13 protein-coding genes are annotated in these 18504 nt (G+C 57.4%); 1 reads left to right on the forward strand and 12 read right to left on the reverse strand.

The window, feature by feature from the left end:
* Positions 1 to 139 precede the first annotated feature (139 nt).
* From LC417_RS17245 to LC417_RS17300, 12 genes are all read right to left on the reverse strand, one after another.
* Positions 140 to 361: a zinc ribbon domain-containing protein gene (locus LC417_RS17245; protein ID WP_072101274.1), complete on the reverse strand. Its 222-nt coding sequence runs from the start codon at positions 359 to 361 to the stop codon at positions 140 to 142.
* Positions 362 to 423: 62 nt separating this feature from the next.
* Positions 424 to 1914: a ribosome biogenesis GTPase Der gene (gene der, locus LC417_RS17250; protein WP_010257536.1), complete on the reverse strand. Its 1491-nt coding sequence runs from the start codon at positions 1912 to 1914 to the stop codon at positions 424 to 426.
* Positions 1915 to 2088: 174 nt separating this feature from the next.
* Positions 2089 to 3270: an outer membrane protein assembly factor BamB gene (gene bamB, locus LC417_RS17255; RefSeq protein ID WP_010257539.1), complete on the reverse strand. Its 1182-nt coding sequence runs from the start codon at positions 3268 to 3270 to the stop codon at positions 2089 to 2091.
* Between the two features lie 19 nt (positions 3271 to 3289).
* Positions 3290 to 3907, reverse strand: a complete 618-nt coding sequence (locus tag LC417_RS17260; protein ID WP_010257542.1) for a YfgM family protein — start codon at positions 3905 to 3907, stop codon at positions 3290 to 3292.
* Positions 3908 to 3946: 39 nt separating this feature from the next.
* The gene (gene hisS, locus LC417_RS17265; RefSeq protein ID WP_010257545.1) at positions 3947 to 5221 is read right to left on the reverse strand and encodes a histidine--tRNA ligase; all 1275 of its coding nucleotides are present in this window, start codon (positions 5219 to 5221) and stop codon (positions 3947 to 3949) included.
* A gap of 105 nt (positions 5222 to 5326) precedes the next feature.
* Complete coding sequence (gene ispG, locus LC417_RS17270) at positions 5327 to 6448, reverse strand: flavodoxin-dependent (E)-4-hydroxy-3-methylbut-2-enyl-diphosphate synthase (RefSeq protein WP_003848692.1); 1122 nt, start codon at positions 6446 to 6448, stop codon at positions 5327 to 5329.
* Between the two features lie 37 nt (positions 6449 to 6485).
* Positions 6486 to 7505, reverse strand: coding sequence for a cytoskeleton protein RodZ (rodZ, locus tag LC417_RS17275; RefSeq protein WP_033758630.1), 1020 nt, complete (start codon positions 7503 to 7505; stop codon positions 6486 to 6488).
* Positions 7495 to 8229, reverse strand: coding sequence for a type IV pilus biogenesis/stability protein PilW (pilW, locus tag LC417_RS17280; protein WP_050679759.1), 735 nt, complete (start codon positions 8227 to 8229; stop codon positions 7495 to 7497). The genes rodZ and pilW overlap by 11 nt, the downstream gene beginning before the upstream one ends.
* 80 nt (positions 8230 to 8309) lie before the next feature.
* On the reverse strand, positions 8310 to 9479 hold the full coding sequence (locus LC417_RS17285; RefSeq protein WP_010257560.1) for a bifunctional tRNA (adenosine(37)-C2)-methyltransferase TrmG/ribosomal RNA large subunit methyltransferase RlmN: 1170 nt from the start codon (positions 9477 to 9479) through the stop codon (positions 8310 to 8312).
* A 187-nt stretch (positions 9480 to 9666) separates the two neighbouring features.
* The gene (gene ndk, locus LC417_RS17290; RefSeq protein WP_003848684.1) at positions 9667 to 10098 is read right to left on the reverse strand and encodes a nucleoside-diphosphate kinase; all 432 of its coding nucleotides are present in this window, start codon (positions 10096 to 10098) and stop codon (positions 9667 to 9669) included.
* Between the two features lie 175 nt (positions 10099 to 10273).
* The gene (gene pbpC, locus LC417_RS17295) at positions 10274 to 12613 is read right to left on the reverse strand and encodes a peptidoglycan glycosyltransferase PbpC (RefSeq protein WP_223566181.1); all 2340 of its coding nucleotides are present in this window, start codon (positions 12611 to 12613) and stop codon (positions 10274 to 10276) included.
* A complete protein-coding gene (locus LC417_RS17300) occupies positions 12614 to 17509 on the reverse strand; it encodes an alpha-2-macroglobulin (RefSeq protein ID WP_223566182.1) in 4896 nt (1631 codons plus the stop codon). It lies immediately after the preceding gene.
* 146 nt (positions 17510 to 17655) lie between these two features.
* On the opposite strand from LC417_RS17300, the gene sseA reads away from it, so the two are divergent.
* On the forward strand, positions 17656 to 18498 hold the full coding sequence (gene sseA / locus LC417_RS17305) for a 3-mercaptopyruvate sulfurtransferase (RefSeq protein ID WP_223566183.1): 843 nt from the start codon (positions 17656 to 17658) through the stop codon (positions 18496 to 18498).
* Positions 18499 to 18504: the final 6 nt, after the last annotated feature.

Below are 18504 nucleotides of genomic sequence, written 5' to 3' on the forward strand. Positions count from 1 at the left end.
CGGCAGGATTGTACCACCTGGTACATTACAGAGTGAATATCTACAACTCATTTGTTACGGCGCAATAGCATTTTTGCTACAAAATGAGCCAGTCGTCGCTCTGAATTCTCAGACGTTTTAAGCGTAGCTGAAAGCGGCGTCAGTGACCTGGCGGCTGGAAAAGGACGCGCTTGCGGGAGATAAGGCCATGTCCGTTCCGGCAAAAATAGTCCACCGCGCCGCAGGCTTTGAGCACCTCAAGCGGTTGATGACACGCCGGACAGCAGGGTTGTGCGGGGTAATGCGTACCGCAGGTAATACAGATAAATTCACCGTCACTGAGCGACAGCGGTTGCTGACATTTTTCGCAAATAATAGTCACTATTTTCTCCCTGCTCCGGTTTATTCAGAGCAAAAAAAAGAGGGCCAGATGGCCCTCTATTCTTAACGCTTGTTCTTTTTCATATGCGCCAGCAGACGCTTACGTTTACGCTGCTGCGTTGGTGTCAGCAGGTTACGTTTGCCTTCATAAGGGTTATCACCCTCTTTGAACTGAATACGAATTGGCGTTCCCATCACGTTAAGTGATTTACGGAAATAGTTCATCAGGTAGCGTTTGTAAGAATCGGGCAGATCCTTAACCTGATTACCGTGGATTACCACGATAGGCGGGTTATAGCCCCCCGCGTGCGCGTATTTGAGCTTAACGCGACGACTGCGTACCAGCGGTGGCTGGTGATCGTCTGCCGCCATATTCATGATACGGGTCAGCAGCGAGGTGTTTACACGCTTCGTCGAACAGTCATAGGCTTCAGTGATCGACTCAAACAGATTGCCGACGCCGCTGCCGTGCAGCGCAGAGATAAAGTGGATGCGGGCGAAATCGATAAAGCCCAGACGGTAGTCCAGTGTCTCTTTCACTTCATCACGCACTTCCTGCGACAGGCCATCCCATTTGTTGACCACAATCACCAGCGAACGACCACTGTTGAGAATGAAGCCAAGCAGCGACAGATCCTGATCGGAAATACCGGCATGGGCATCAATCACCAGCATCACCACGTTGGCATCTTCAATCGCCTGCAGCGTCTTGATCACCGAGAATTTCTCTACGGTGTCAGAGATTTTGGCACGCTTACGCACGCCCGCCGTGTCGATCAGAACGTATTCACGTCCATCACGCTCCATCGGAATATAGATGCTGTCGCGGGTGGTGCCCGGCATATCGTAGACCACCACGCGGTCTTCACCGAGAATACGGTTGGTAAGTGTTGACTTACCTACGTTAGGACGGCCAACAATCGCCAGTTTGATCGGCAGGCCCGTCGGGTCGAAGTTTTCTTCTTCCTCGGCGGCTTCCTGCTCAGCAATCTCGTCAGCTTCAAGCGCAGCCCAGTACGCCTGGTTCTCTTCTTCTTCCGTGAGCTCGACCGTCTCAACTTTGTCCATCCATGGCAGCAGTGCCTCTTCTATCAGGCTGCTCACACCACGACCATGCGATGCCGCAATGGCGTGGATCTCGCCCAGGCCCAGTGAATAGAAGTCCACAACCGCCTGATCAGGATCCATCCCGTCAGTTTTGTTGGCCACCAGGAAAGTCGCTTTCTGGCGGGAACGGAGATGCTTAGCGATTTGCTGATCGGCGGCCATCATGCCCGCACGCGCATCGACCATAAACAGCACGACATCCGCTTCTTCAATCGCCAGCAGTGACTGCTCGGCCATCCGCGTTTCAACACCCTCTTCGGTGCCGTCGATACCACCGGTATCAATAACAATAAATTCGCGCCCTTCCACTTCGGCGCGACCATATTTGCGATCGCGAGTCAGTCCAGGAAAATCCGCTACCAGCGCATCACGTGTGCGGGTTAAGCGGTTAAATAGCGTAGATTTTCCCACATTGGGACGCCCAACCAGCGCGACCACAGGTACCATAACAAAATGCCTCAATAAATAATTAATCGCCCGAATGGCGTGATTATAACGGCTCTGGCCGTCAAGTTCAGGCTTAAGGCGCAAAGAATACCATGCCTGACTAAAAACGAAACGGCCCCTGATTAAATCAGGAGCCGTCGGAACGGAGGATTTCACCTGCCAGACGTGTACCCGTTAACGGGTAATCGCATAAACCTCACCATCTTTCGACTGGATCAGCAGCTTATCGCTGGCGACCACCGGCTCGGTCTGGAAGCCTGAGCTATCCAGTTCCTGCTGCGCAACAAAACGACCATCCGTGGTGTTCAGCCAGTGCAGATAACCTTCGCTGTCGCCGACAACCAGATAGCCGTTGTAGAGCACCGGCGAAGTCAGGTTGCGATGCAGCAGATCGCTTTGACGCCAGATGGCGACACCGCCGTCAGCGTTAAGCGCAATCACACGATCGTCCTGATCGACCAGATAGATGCGGCCGGCATCCACAATCAGATCTTTCACACCGCCAATTTCGCGTTTCCACAAAATCTGGCCGGAACGCAGATCCAGTGCTGTCAGATTGCCGTTATACGCCAGCGCGTAAACCACGCCATTGACGATAACCGGAGTGGTATCGACATCGTTCAGACGATCGATCTCAGTGGCACCGCTGACCTGGGAAATACGCTGCTGCCAGACCAGTTGTCCCTGGTTCAGCACCACGGCACTGACACGACCATTGTCGCCACCGACAATCGCGCCACCAAAAGCGACAGCCGGAGCAGATTCACCGCGCAGAGACAACGCTGGCATATCCAGGTTAACGCTCCACTTCACGGCACCGCTGCTCTGATCCAGGCCCTGCAACATGCCGTTGCTGGTATGAACCAGCACCAGACCATCGCTGACTACCGGACGTGACAGTGCTTCACCGGCGACTTTCGTCTGCCACGCCAGGCTACCATCACTGCTGTTGAGGGCATAAACCTGGCCGCGTTCGCTGCCCACATAGACCCGATCGCCATCAGCCGTCAGGCCACCTGATAACATGGCTGAGCGATTTTTAGAGAAGAAGCCGGTTTTCTCAGAGAGATCGACTTTCCATTTTTCTTTACCGTCTGCGGCATCGAGCGCTTTGACGATACCAAAGCGGTCGGCAGCATAAACCGTATTATCCTGCCAGGCAGGATGCAGATTTGAGTAGAAATCACCGACACCATCGCCTACCGAGGTGCTCCACACTTTCTGTGGCGTGAACTGATTTTCCACCTTCGGCAACGGGGCCATTTTTACTACATCTTCTTCGCCGCTAAACAGCGAACAACCGCTGAGCAAAGTGACTGAAATCAGTCCCGGCAGCAGGTATTTACGTAATTCCATGCGCTCTCTCTTGACTGGCTTAGCTTAAGTTATTCATCTTCATCTGCATCATTTGCTTCAATGCCGGAGAGGCGTCAGATTCAACCCCTTTACTCCAGGCATCGCGCGCGCCCTGCTTGTCGCCTTTGGTCAGCAGCGCTTCGCCGCGAATATCGGCCACAATGGCTGTCCAGCCATCACCCTTCACACCGTCAAGGGTTTTAAGCGCCGCATCCGCTTGATTCTGTTGCAGTTGAATGCGTGCCAGGCGCAGGTTAATCACCGCCTGCAGATTGGCATCTTTGGTATCTTTCAGTCCGTTTTGCAGCAGCGTCGCGGCTTTATCAAGCTGACCGGCGTCAACATACTGCTTCGCCAGATCCATCGCAGCCAGCGCACCGTAGGTGTTGCTGTTTTCACTGGCAAAACGGTTTACCGCTTCCAGCGTCTCCGGTTTGCCCGCCTGCATGGCGCTGGTGAGCTGCTGATACTGCGCTGATACTGTCTTCGCCGTATCGTCCTGATGACTGCTCCAGTAACGCCAGCCGCCCAGCGCAGCAATGCCGATCACCACGCCAATAGCTAACGCTTTGCCATTGTTGGCAAAAAAGTTGCGCAGCGCGTCGGTCTGCTCGTTCTCATTGCTATACACTTCCACGCAATCCCTCTCCTTTCTATGGTTGGTGCTGTGTCACGCTTACTGTAACAGCGAGCGCAAGACAGCAGCAGCCTCTGCCTGATCCAGCGTTTGCTGCTCGCCACGGCGCAGATCTTTAATCACGACCTGACCGGCTTTGACCTCGTCCTCGCCTAACACCAGTGCGACGCGAGCGCCCCACTTGTCAGCACGGGCAAACTGTTTCTTGAAGTTGCCGCCGCCAAAGTTGGTCATCAGCCTCAGTTCTGGCGCTTCATCACGCAATTTCTCAGCCAGCTGCATTGCTGCAGACTGCACGCCCTGACCTGAAGCGATAACATAGACATCCACATTGCTCGTCGGTTCAAATTCAGGATTAACCGCCTGAACCAGCAGCACCAGACGCTCCATGCCCATGGCAAAGCCAACGGCAGGTGTTGCGCGCCCACCGAGCTGCTCAACCAGGCCATCATAGCGACCGCCACCACATACCGTGCCCTGTGAACCCAGGCTATCGGTGACCCACTCAATCACGGTGCGATTGTAATAATCAAGACCGCGTACCAGACGCTGATTGACGGTGTAGCTGATCCCGGCGTCATCCAGCAGGGCACACAGGCCGCTGAAATGTTCGCGTGATTCGTCATCAAGATAGTCGCCAAGCTGTGGCGCATCATTCAGTAGCTGCTGAATATCGGGATTTTTAGTGTCGAGAACGCGCATCGGATTGGTGTACATGCGGCGTTTACAATCCTCATCCAGCACCTCTTTATGCTGTTCAAGGAAGGCGACCAGCGCGTCGCGGTAATGCGCGCGTGCTTCCAGCGAACCGATAGAGTTGAGTTCCAGACGAACGTGCTCAGAGATACCCAGGGCTTTCCACCAGCGGGCGTTCAGCATGATCAGTTCAGCATCGATGTCCGGTCCCTGCAGACCAAACACTTCCACGCCAATCTGGTAGAACTGACGATAGCGGCCTTTCTGCGGACGCTCATAGCGGAACATCGGGCCCATATACCACAGGCGCTGCTCCTGGTTGTAGAGTAAACCGTGTTCAATACCGGCTCGCACGCAACCTGCAGTGCCTTCCGGACGCAGCGTCAGGCTTTCACCGTTGCGGTCTTCGAAGGTATACATCTCTTTTTCAACCACGTCGGTGACTTCACCGATGGCGCGTTTAAACAGTGGGGTTTGCTCCACCAGCGGTAAGCGAATTTCGCTGTAACCGTAGCTCGCCAGCGTCTGCTTGAGAACGCCTTCAATCCGTTGCCAGAGGGCGGTATCCGCAGGCAGGTAGTCGTTCATCCCGCGAATCGCCTGAATATTCTTCGCCACGTTAGAATCTCTTAATGCAAAAAAACCTGTCCGGCATCATACCTTATGAGGATGAAACCGCACAGGTTCAGTCAAAAAAGTCACGCACGCAAACCGCGTACGCCATTATTTTTCCAGATGCTGCACATCAATACGGCGACTGGCATCCAGCATCGACGCTTTAGCACGAATGCGCGCTTCCAGCTGATCGATCATGTCATTGTTGTCGAGACGATCACGCTGACGCACACCATCCTCGTAGAAACCACTCTTCTTGCTGCCGCCGGTCACGCCCAGCGTAGAGAGAGTCGCCTCGCCGGGTCCGTTGACCACGCAGCCGATGATGGAGACATCCATCGGGGTGATGAGGTCTTCCAGACGCTGCTCCAGCGCGTTGACCGTACCGATAACGTCGAACTCCTGACGTGAGCAGGTCGGACAGGCGATGAAGTTGATGCCACGAGAACGGATGCGCAGTGACTTGAGGATATCGAAACCGACTTTGACTTCTTCTACCGGATCGGCGGCCAGCGAGATACGCAGCGTATCGCCGATCCCTTCTGACAGCAGCAGACCCAGTCCAATCGCCGATTTCACTGCGCCAGCCCGCGCGCCACCCGCTTCGGTGATACCGAGATGCAGTGGCTGTTCAATCTGTTTCGCCAGCAGACGATAAGATTCAACCGCGAGGAAAACGTCAGAGGCTTTAACGCTGACTTTGAATTGATCGAAGTTAAGACGGTCGAGATGATCGACATGGCGCATGGCAGATTCCAGCAACGCCTGCGGCGTCGGCTCGCCATACTTTTCCTGCAGATCTTTTTCCAGCGAACCGGCGTTCACGCCAATTCGAATCGGAATATTGTTGTCGCGCGCGCAGTCGACCACCATACGGATGCGCTCATTGTTCCCGATATTACCGGGATTGATGCGCAGGCAGTCGACGCCATACTCGGCGACTTTCAGGGCGATGCGGTAGTCAAAATGAATATCTGCAACCAGCGGGACGTTTACCTGCTGTTTGATCAGTCTGAATGCTTCTGCGGCATCCATGGTAGGCACCGAGATACGAACGATGTCGACACCGACTCGCTCAAGGGCTTTGATCTGATTTACCGTCGCCTCCACGTCAGTGGTGCGGGTGTTGGTCATCGACTGGACAGCGATGGGTGCGCCGTCACCGACCGGCACCTTGCCGACGTAAATGCGTTTGGATTTACGACGGATAATGGGTGCTTCGTTATGCATATTTCTTCTCCACAATTGCCCGGTACGCGATACGCTGTTATTGCGCACCCAACGTCAGGCGAGCAACCTGGTTATTACGGATAAAACGACTTAAATCAACGGGCTGATTCTGATATTGCACCTGAACAGCGGAAGGCGCGCCAATTTTCAGACGATACGGAGGCGTTCCTGCGAGGCTGAGTTTACCACCACTGCGCTGAATGCCGCTGAACAGTTTTTTGCCGGTGGCATCGCTCACTTCCAGCCAGCAGTCGGCGTTAAAGGTCATCACCACCGCATTAGGGTCAGCAGCCGGTTCACTGACCGCCGCTGCACCTACTGGCATCTGAGGTGCCGTGCTGTTATTGGTATTCGTGTTAGCGGCCGCAGGTGCAGCCGCTGAGTTGTCCACGGGCGCCTGGCTCGGTGAAACCACGGCATTGCTGGTGGTATCCGGCTGTGCGGTGGTCGCGCTATTGCTGCCAGTGGCGGCCGGAGCCGCACTCGCTGGCGCACTGGCTGCGCTGTTGTCACTGGTGGTATTGCTTTCGTCAGGTGCGGCAGGTGCCGCGCTGTCACCGCTGGATTCACCCAGCGGAATGGACTGGCCGCTATCACCGCTGCTGCTGTTCTGATCGGTCATCGGCACCAGATCATCCTGCGACTCTTTATGATTCTGCCACCACCAGGCACCGGTCAGGCCCACCACCACAAACACCACCAGCCAGGTGAAAATCATCAACCAGCCGTCGCGTTTCTTGCGGCGTTTGCCCAGCGAGAAACTTTGCATCGGCTCGATCTTTGAAGCCCGAATCGGTGTCTGTTTCGCCATCATCGGCAGCAGTTCCTCTTCAGGAATGTGCACCAGACGCGCGTAGGAGCGAATGTATCCGCGCAGGAACGTGGAGGCCAGATCGGCAGGCGATTTGTCTTCCTCGATATCACGCACGGTAGAAAGTTTCAGGCACAGGCGTTCAGCGACGTTCTGCTGCGTCAGCCCCATCTGCTCACGGGCCAGACGCAGGCGTTCACCTGTTGAATGTAATGCAGAGTTTTCTTGAGTGGCTTCAGTATTCATTAGCTAAATAACGCTGGTACTGTATCGATTGCGGAAAACGTCGCGCTAACTGGTCGCCATAACGTGAAACGTCAGCGGCATCTCCCTGTAGCGCGGCGAAACGTAAGTGTAACGCCAGACTTCGTGCCGTTGCGGGCAGCTGTTGCTGGTAAATATCAAGCAAAACCTGCACCTTCGCCAGATGGTTATCTGCCATCTGCTTTTCAGCTTCCGACAGCAGCGAATCAGCTTTGCGTCTGTCAGCCTCAATGGCCTGGCGTAGTGTCCTGCGGGCATCGGCAATATCGCCAGCCTGCAGATAACAAAACCCTGCCAGTTCAAGCGCGTCATTGCGTGCATCAAACTGCTGTGCTGCGCTTGCCCGACTAAACTGTTGATGCGCTTCGCCATACTGCCTTAAAGCGCAGAGAAACGCACCGTAATTGTTAGCAACAAAACCATTATCCGGGGCCTGCTGCTGTGCCAGTATAAACCGTGCCTGCGCCGCTGTCTGATTACCCTGCTTCTGCGCCAGTCGAGCCAGCGCAAGCGAGACCCGGTAATCCTCTGGCGCGGCGGCCTGTGCCCGCAGAAAGTTTCGCTCAGCTGCGGCATAGTCGCCACCCGCCAGATAGTGCATCCCTAACTGCAGACGCACCTCTTCTGCTCCGGGTTCGTGATGCTGGCTGACACACCCGCTTACAACAAACAGCGCCAGTAAAACTGCAGGTAATCCGTTACGCATAATCGTTTCCATCCGGTTGACGTTGACAGGCTGCAGCCTGCCACGCGTCATCACTTCAGGAAACGCTCTGAGTCACTCTTCTAGAGAGCCTTCACAGAGATGGCTTCACCCGCCATTTTTTTACGCATCGTACGCTTGGTACGGTCGATCACCTCACCGGCTAACTGACCACAGGCGGCATCGATATCGTCGCCACGGGTTTTACGCACGATGGTCGTAAAACCATAGTCCATCAGGACTTTGGAGAAACGATCGATGCGGCTATTGGAGCTACGGCCATAAGGCGCGCCCGGGAAGGGGTTCCAGGGGATCAGGTTGATTTTACAAGGTGTTTCTTTCAGTAATGCGGCGAGTTCATGCGCATCATCTGTGCTGTCATTGACGTGATCCAGCAACACGTACTCGATGGTCACGCGTCCCTGATTGGCGTTAGATTTGCCAATGTAGCGTTTCACCGCCGCCAGGAAGGTTTCGATATTGTACTTTTTGTTGATCGGGACAATATCATCACGCAACTTATCGTTAGGCGCGTGCAGGGAAATCGCCAGCGCGACGTCGATCATATCGCCCAGTTTATCCAGCGCAGGTACCACACCCGAGGTAGAGAGGGTCACGCGACGCTTCGACAGACCAAAACCGAAGTCATCCAGCATGATCTCCATCGCCGGGACCACGTTATTGAGGTTGAGCAGCGGCTCGCCCATGCCCATCATCACCACGTTGGTGATAGGACGCTGGCCGGTGATTTTGGCTGCGCCGACAATTTTCGCCGCGCGCCACACCTGACCAATAATTTCTGACACCCGCAGGTTACGGTTAAAGCCCTGCTGTGCGGTCGAACAGAATTTACACTCCAGCGCACAACCCACCTGTGAAGAGACACAGAGCGTGGCGCGGTCCCCTTCCGGGATATAGACCGTTTCCACCAGCTGGTCGCCCACGCGAATGGCCCATTTGATGGTGCCGTCGGTAGAGCGCATCTCTTCTGCCACTTCTGGCGCACGGATCTCCGTCAGCTCCATCAGCCGGTTACGCAGCTTTTTGTTGATGTCGGTCATCTGCTCGAAGTCATCGCAGCAGTAGTGATAAATCCACTTCATGACCTGATCGGCGCGGAAAGGCTTTTCGCCCAGCGACAGGAAGAATTCGCGCATCTGCTGACGGTTGAGATCCAGCAGGTTTATTTTCTGGCTTTTGGGGGAGACGACAATAGGGGATGCTGACGCGGACGTCACAATCTGTTCGGACATAATATTCTCTGGCCTCGTTGTTACACGTTATGGCGCTGTTCAGGGATAGGTGAAAAAAATTGCGCCTTCATTAAGCTGAGTCAATGAAGGCGCAATATTGTACAACATCTGCAGCCTGATAACAGGCGGGAGTGACCTCCCCTACGCAGATTTTTGTAAAGCCGACGTAACGTTTATCGCCAGGCGATTAACGGGTACGTGGGCAGATCTCGTTTTCGCCAAAGAAATAAGCGATTTCGCGGGCAGCGGATTCAGCAGAATCTGAACCGTGCGTGGCGTTTTCGGTGAAGCTGTCAGCGTAGTCAGCACGCAGTGTGCCAGCCAGTGCGTTTGCCGGGTTAGTGGCACCCATCAGGTCACGGTGACGCTGAACGGCATTTTCACCTTCCAGCACGGAAACAACAACCGGGCCAGAGGTCATGAATTCAACCAGACCATCGAAGAATGGCTTGCCCTGGTGCTCAGCGTAAAAACCTTCAGCCTGCTCTTTGCTCAGCTGCAGCATTTTTGCGCCAACGATTTTGAAGCCAGCGCTTTCAAAACGGTTGTAGATAGCACCAATCACATTTTTAGCGACGGCGTTTGGCTTGATGATAGAAAAAGTACGTTCGATTGCCATGATGACCTCTGTCTTGACGTTCTGAAGAAACCGGTGGCGTCCGCCCCGGTTAAGAAACGGCGCCGATTATAGGGGCTGAGTCCGGCATTGCCTATCAGAGATCCCTAATTTGATGAAAATTCTTGATCTGAGTCGAAGCAGACGCGCCATAGTTATGATTTAGCGCAAAAAAGCGTCAGCCCCGGCTGAAGGTGACCGAGACAAGTTGCCCCTCTTCATCCATCACCACCAGCTGATACTCGCCCGGATGATCGAGCTGCAGCGACAGGCTGTCTGCGGCGTTCTGCGTCATCAGAGGCTCACCATTCAGGAACCACCAGCGCTGCGCGCCCTGCCCTCCCTGCACCGCGACCGGCATTGTCAGCGCGCTCCTGCCCGGCAGCGGTCTGACAATTTGCCCCTCAATCACGCCGGTAACGATCAGCGGAGCGCTGCTGCCCTGCTGTAACGGCGGACACCGGGCATCGACAGGGGGCAGACGTTGCGCCCGCCGCTCCTGAGGCGGCAGCCAGGCCTCCAGCGGCAGCGGCCAGACCAGCCGTTCATGGCGGGTGGCGCCGGGGCAGTCTGCTGCGACGCGCAGTCCCTGCGCATTCTGCCAGTAGCCCAGGCGTAATCCGCTGAGGCTCTCCTGGCCGGGTGCCAGCAGTGTAGGCGGCAGCGTGTCGGCGGCGACCCAGCTTTGCCGTCGCTGGCGACAGTTTTCGTCTCCGGCGGGCAACGGCTGACCGCCAGGCCAGCAAATGCTCGCCACCGTCACCGAGGCCGGCCGCGGATCGCCCGGAACATCACGTCTGCCAAGGCGACTCATCAGCAGGCTGTTGATCTGATTCATGACGGGCACGGCAGAGGCAAAACCAAACTGCCCGGCAACCGGCGTCGCATCCGGTCTTCCGACCCAGACGCCAATCAGATAACGGGGATTGATCCCCACCGACCAGGCGTCGCGGTAGCCATAACTGGTGCCGGTTTTCCAGGCCAGTGGCACCACATCGGGTACGCTGCCATTGCCCGCGGGCTGCGCTTCCCCGGCCAGGATACGCCGGATGATCCACGCCGACTCAGGCGAAAGCAGCGGCCGCTGCTGTAAGGGTTGATCGGGCATCCAGCGCAGCTGGCCGGCGTTGCCGTGGCGGGCAAAGGCGCTGTAGGCTGCCACGATCTCATCCATGCGCGCTCCGGTGCCGCCGAGAATCAGGGAAAGATTAGGTTCAGCGCCGGGGGGGAAACGTAAGTTCAGACCGACATTGCGCAGGCGCGCTGCAACGTTTTTCGGTCCCAGCGCCTCCAGAAGCTGCACCGCAGGCAGATTCAGCGACCGCACCAGCGCGTCACTGGCGCTGACCGGCCCGTGAAATCCGGTATCGAAGTTGCCTGGCCGGTAATCACCAAAGCGACGCGGCACATCCTGCAGCAGTGATTCAGCATGAATCAGCCCCTCATCCAGCGCCATGCCGTAAATAAAGGGTTTTAACACCGAGCCTGGCGAACGCACGCTGGCGATCATATCCACATGGCCAAAACGGCTGTCATCGGTAAAATCAGCCGAGCCGACGTAGCCGCGAACCGCCATGGTGGTGTGATCCACCACCAGCATCGCCAGCGAAGTGCGTGGAGGAAGCTGATTTTTAACATTCAGCGCCAGACTTTCCAGTTCGCGCTGCAGTGAGGGGTCAAGCGTAGAGACAATCTTATCGCTGTGGCTGATCGACAGCAGTCGCCGGGCCAGCAGCGGCGCCATCTGTGGCATCTGGCGCGGCGGCAGCCACACCGGCTCCTGACGGATTTCCGCCACCTGTTCAGCAGACCAGATCCGGTATTCCGCCAGCCGATCCAGCACTTTGTTGCGTGCGGCTTCTGCCCGCTCAGGCCAGCGATCGGGCCGCAGACGGCTGGGTGCCTGCGGCAAAACGGCCAGCAGCGCCGCCTCGCCCGGCGTCAGCTGTGACGGGGCTTTTCCCAGCCAGCTCCAGCTGGCCGCGCCCACCCCTTCCAGCGTGCCGCCAAAGGGCGCACGGTTAAGGTAGAGCGTCAGGATGTCTCGTTTGGAAAGATGCCACTCCAGCTGCAGCGCCCGCCACGCCTGAATCAGCTTGCCGCGCAGCGTTCGGGGTTGCGGGTCGATAAGGCGTGCCACCTGCATGGTCAGCGTGCTGCCTCCGGAAATCACGCTCTGATGGCGCAGATCCTGCCAGGCGGCGCGCAGCAGAGCCAGGGGATTGATGCCAGGGTGATACCAGAACCAGCGATCTTCGTAGGTCAGCAGCGCCTGCAGATAGGCCGGAGCCACCTCCTCTGGCGTGACCGGATAGCGCCAGATCCCCTTGCTGTCAGCAAAGCGCCACAATGGTGTACCGTCGCTGGCAACAACCACCCGCGCAGGCTGCACCTGTTTAAGCGGCAACGGGAAAAGCCGATCCAGCCCCCATGTCGCCAGCCACAGCGCCAGAAAAAAAAGCGGCAGCGCGAGCCACCACTTTTTGATGCTGCTGACGTTTACCACGCGTCGCGTCACTTACTGAATATGCAGCTGCGACGGCGTGCTGCCGGTGGCGCGCCACTCCGGCACATACATCGACTCGACCTGCGGTGGTGGCATCAGATAGCGACCCGGTGTGACCGCCCGCGCCAGGTAGACCAGCGTCGCGGGACGATAAGTATCCACCGCCAGTGCCGCCACAAAGCGATCGTCACGGAACTCAATGTGTCTGATGTCTGCCTGCTGCATGTCACCCATGCTCTCCTTCAGCGCATCCGCACTGTCGCCGAGGCTGGCGCTGCTGTCAGCCAGGTTCTGGTTTTCCAGCTCCAGACCGGCAGGCAGCAGATCCACCACCAGCGCATCGGTGATGCTGCGCTTCGACGAAACGGTCAGACGCACCACCAGCAACTCGCCGCTGCGCAGATTGCTGAGATCGGCGGCTTTGCCATCCAGCGTAAAGTATTCACGTTTTATCCCGAGCACATTGCTCTCCGGCTGTGGCGCGGCCAGCGGATAACCGGTGACATCCAGACGACCATACAGCGGCGCACTGCCCGGATTACTGATGGCTAAGCCCTGCAACAGTCGTTCAGCTCCCAGCCCTTTATTCAGTGGCGCATCACCCTGCAGAGGCTGTGCATTGCCCGACAGTTGCGCCTGCCAGCTTCCGCCCTGCGCACGCTGCAGCGTATGCGCCGCTAAATAGAGCGCGTTATTCTCCTGAGTCGAGAACCAGCGCTTGCCGTTGACCTCTTTTGACAGCGACAGCAGCAGACTATTCTGCAAATCAGGCTGCAGCTTATTCTCTGCTAACAGGGCTATCATCATCCCCTGATCGCGCACCGTGCTGCCATAGTCGCCATACCACTCTTTATCTGAGCGCGTCAGACTGGCACCCTGCATGATCGCAAGCGATGCGCGCTGCCCGTCACCCATCAGCTTCAGCGCCACGCCAAGCTGCATCAGCGCCAGGCCGGAGCGGGCCTTCTCACGCTTTTCATACAAGGCGCGCAGCGCCCCCAGCGGCGCACGCTGCTGACGCGCCAGCACCAGTCCGGCGTAAGCCTGCACGCTGAACTGCAGCGCGGCGTTGTTATCACTGCCGCCGCCGCTGATCTGCGCGGGATCCTGCAGATAGCGCAGCAGCCGTGCGTTAGCGCGATCAACTACATTATCCGGCAGCGCATAGCCCGCCTCGCTGGCGCGAAGCAGGAAATCGGTCACGTAAGGCGTCAGCCAGAACTCCTCCTCACTCTGTTTGTCCCACAGCCCGAAGCTACCGTTGGCCCGCTGCATGCCCGCCAGACGGGCAATGCCGGTGTCGACGGCGGCCCGGCGCGCCTCGTCACTGCTGGTTTTTATCCCCATCGCGGTCAGCTCGGCATGGCTGGTGTAGAGCGACGGCCAGAGGCCGCTGGTGGTCTGTTCCAGACAGCCGTAGGGATAGGCGTAAAGCGCACTGATATAACTGGCGATATTGAGCGGCGGACGATTGCTCAGCGTCAGCTGTCCACTCAGGGTCTGAGCATCCAGGCCGGTAAACGCGGTTGCCGCGACCTGCCAGGGCTGATCGGAATTGATGACGGCATCGAAATTCAGCGTCCGGGCCGGATAAGGTGGTCTGACGCCGATTTTCCACTGCTGTTTGCTGGGCTTCACCTGCTCGCCCGGCAGGTTCAGACCGGAAATCTGCACGGCGACCTCACCATCACCAAAGCCGGTTTTCGCCGTGACCGGAATCTGAAGTGTGGTACGTGCGCCTTTGGCCAGCGTCACGCTCTGGCTGGCAGCCCCGGCCAGATCCACTAAGCCACTGCTGCTCAGATCCACCTTCAGGGTTTGCGGCAGATCGGTCAGGTTAGTGAGATCCAGCGCCAGTGAGGCTGTATCGCCGCTGGCAAGGAAGCGCGGGGTGGCCAGTTCGCTGATCAGCGGCGCCGCGACCACCAGTTTACGTTCGGCCGCTCCGAAGCTGTCGTCGCTCCATGCCTGGGTCATCAGCCGCAGTTCACCGTTAAAGGTCGGGATCGGCAGCGTAATCGACCCGTTGCCCTCTTTATCCAGCGTGACTGCCTGTAACTGCTGCGCCACGATATTGACGTGCGTCACCGGCTTTTTGCCGCCGCGCGTCATCGATTCATCTTCGCCATCACCACCAAAACGCAGTGCCGCGAGCCGGCCACCGCCTTCGATCAGCTGGCCAAAGACGTCGTACTGATCGACGTTATAGCGTTTACGACCAAAAAACGCCTGCCACGGATCGGGGGTTTTATAATCCGTGACGCTCAGAACGCCGCTGTCCACTGCTGACAGCAGTACATTCACTTTTTCAGGCAGCGGGCCGCCGTCACGACTGGCGTGGACTTTTACCGTCAGGCGTTGCTCAGGACGGATTTTATCGGGCGCATCCAGCGTCAGATTTAAGCGGCGCGCCTCCGTCGCCATCGGCAGATGCAACAGCCCCACCGCGCGTTTTGGCGTTGCGCCACTGACCTTATCGCCGTCTCGCACCACGATGGCGCTGAAGTAGAGATCGTGACGCTGCCAGCTCTCAGCAACAGGGACATCCACCGTTGTGCCGCCCTTAGGTACGGTCAGTGGCTGCCACCAGAGCGTGCCGCTGCTCGACTCCACCATCAGGTAACCTTTACCGGCCGCCGGTGACTCAACCTGCAGATGCACGGTATCGCCCGGCTGGTAAGCCGCTTTATCCAGCTTCAGTCTGACCTGATCCGGGCGCAATGCCCCCGTGCCGTTGGTGTTATCCTGCCAGTCATAACCGGCCTGGAACCGCACGCTGCTGACGATTTTCTCGCCCGCCTGCACTTCCAGCCGGTAGTGGCCCCACTCGACCGGGAAGCTGACTTTGGTGCTGCCATCAGCCGGGACAGAGATGGCGCGTTCATCTTCCTGCAGATCCTTGTCGCTATACTGCGACTGCCAGCCTTCGCTGTCAGAGAAGCTCCAGTAGTAATCATGGCGTTCACGGATCAGGCGAACATCCAGCTTCTCTGCCGCCAGTTTTTTGCCCTGACTGTTGGCATAGACAATGTCGAATTCGGCCAGGCTCTGTTCCGGCACAGTCGGCTCATCGTGATAGCTGTCACTGCGGTAGTCATAAACCGCCTTGTTACCAAACAGCGGCCGGATACCTGGCAGCGCTTCAGCGGGCCAGATGGCCTGGGTGGCACGACGGGTGACCGGACGTCCGCCGGTTTCCAGCAGGCTGGCCTGCAGGATCAGATTGAGCGGGGAGTGGAGTTGATCCCACTGATTTTCTACCGTGAGTTCTGCTTTACCGCTGGCGTCGAGCTTGAGATCCACCTCATCCAGCGTGCGCTTTAACCCCTCTTCGGTGATGTCACCAAACTGGTAGCCTGGCAGTGCAGTCACCGCCTCGCGTGCCGGTCGCAGATAGAGTTGACCCTGTAGCGTGTTACCTGCTGCCGGGGCGCCATAGAGATAGCGCCCCTCAATACCGAACTCAACACTGGCATCAGCGGCCTGTGGCTGAGGGTCATTTTTCAGGGTTAACGCCATACGCTCCGGCAGAAAATCTTCGACGTGAAACTTCCACTCTCGCTTGAGGTTATCGCCGGTATTCAGTCGCAACATCCAGTCGCCGGTCATGGCCGACGCGGACAGCGCCAGTCGCTGCTGGTAGAATCCCGCTTCAGGCTGCCAGACAAAAGTCCGCATCACCTGGCCATCGGGCTGCACCAGCTCCGCTTTGATCGGCTGCGCGGGCAAGGGGTGTCCGTCGGCATCACGAAGCAGCGCATTCACGATGACCGTTTCGCCGGGACGATAGATATCGCGCGGACCAAAAACAAACAGCTGTTTGTCATAGCCCTGCGGCCCCGCGACCGGGAATTCAGCGAGATCCAGCGCCGGACGCGCCAGGTCGATCATTGAGGTCTGTTCTCCCTGAATTGCCAGCAGGAGCTTGCCTTTTTCATCCGCCTTGAGGCTCAGATGACCGGTGCTGTCACTGGTACCGCTTTGCAGCACCTGCCCCTTCTCATCCAGTAACCTGACGCTGACCCCGGAAAGCGGCTGACCGTCTGCCAGACTCTGGGCGAACAGTTCGAACCGGGTCGGGAAGCGATGCAGTGACAGGCCAATATCGCTGAGGGTGAAAAGCGTGGCGGGCTGGCTGTAGCGATAAGTACCGGCCTGCTTCATCACCGCCAGATAGACGCCCGGCTGCTGAAGTGCGGTAATGTCACGCATCGGCAGCTGCAATTTTTCACGCGTGTTACGCGCCGGATTGAGCTCAAAGCGTCCGCTATAAACCAGCTGGCTGCTTTTCAGCAGCTCCTGCGACTGCCAGCTTGAGAGGTTGTTGCCGTAATTCCACTGCGAGAGAAATTCCGCCAGGCCGGCATTCTTTATCCGGAAGAAATCGACATCGACCTGGTCAACATTCAGCGCCAGCACCGGCAGTCCCTGGGTGATACGCAGCGGCAGCAGTGAACCGCGACTGGCAAAGCCCACCATCGGCTGGATATCACGGGTGGCGATTTTCTGACTGTAACCGGCGGCAAGCGTCTCTCCGCTGGCCGCGCGCAGTCCCGCATCCACCGTGACGGTGAAGTGACGCGACGGCTCGGGATGGCGGAAGCGCAACGTTTTGCGGTTAGCAGAAAGCTCCCAGCCGCCATCCACCCGGCCCTGTTTATCGTCGGTCAGCCTGACTTTTTGCGCGATATCCTGTTTATCATCAAGCGGCTGACTGAAGGTTAAGACCAGCGCAGCGGCATTATCGATCTGCAGTTCCGAGAGATCGATAATCGTCAGCGGTTTGCTGACCTGGGAGGTTGCGGGTGCTTCTGCCGCCTGGAGAGGCAAAACAGGTAACAGGGTCGCTGACAGCAGCGAGCCACCGATCAGCATGCTGAGCAGCAGCCGGGTATTGCGTTTCTTCATGGTAGTTCCTTCACCGGGACGCAGGGAGTGTCGTTTGATTACGCAGCGCAATTTCATATCAATGCTCGCATTTAATCAACGCTTCTCTTGAGATGGTGCGCACATTCCCTGACACTGGTATGACAGATTGCTGAGATGAGGTTGTTATGACGACGCCACTGTTTGTGTCCGCCGACTGGTTACAAGAGCACTACAACGATGAGCGGCTTCAGGTGCTGGATGCACGGTTGTTGCCACCCGGGATGGAAGCGGTTCGCGATATCCAGGCCGAATATCTGGCGGGTCATTTACCCGACGCCCCTTACTTCGATATTGAAGCGCTTTCCGATCACACCAGCCCTTACCCCCATATGCTGCCCCGCGCCGAAAGTTTTGCCGTCGCGATGCGTGAACTGGGTGTCAGCAGTGATAAGCACCTGGTGGTGTATGACGAGGGTAATCTCTTTTCTGCGCCACGCGCCTGGTGGATGCTGAAAACCTTTGGTGTGGCTCAGGTGTCGATTCTGGCCGGGGGCTTGCAGGGCTGGAAAGAAGCCGGTTTTGCGCTGGCAACCGGCGAAGTGAATCTGCCGGAAGGTGAGTTTGAGGCCCACGCGGATGAAAGCCGGGTGAAACGCCTGACGGACGTACTGCTGGTCAGCCATGAAGGCGGCGCACAGATTATTGATGCGCGTCCTGCCAATCGCTTTAACGCCGAAGTGGATGAACCACGTCCCGGATTGCATCGTGGCCATATTCCCAACAGCCTGAACGTGCCGTGGAACAGCCTGGTTGAACAGGGAAAACTCAAGCCGGAGGCGGAACTTCAGACGCTGTTTGCCGATGCGCGCGTCGATATTACCCAACCGGTGGTCGCCAGCTGTGGCTCAGGCGTGACGGCGGTGGTGGTGATTCTGGCGCTGACGGCGCTGGGCGCACGGGATGTCACACTGTATGACGGATCCTGGGGCGAATGGGGCAGTCGCGACGACTTACCTATCGCGAAATAAAAAACA

This window comes from Pantoea sp. OVA07A, assembly GCF_019969975.1.
In the GTDB taxonomy this organism is placed as follows: domain Bacteria; phylum Pseudomonadota; class Gammaproteobacteria; order Enterobacterales; family Enterobacteriaceae; genus Pantoea; species Pantoea agglomerans.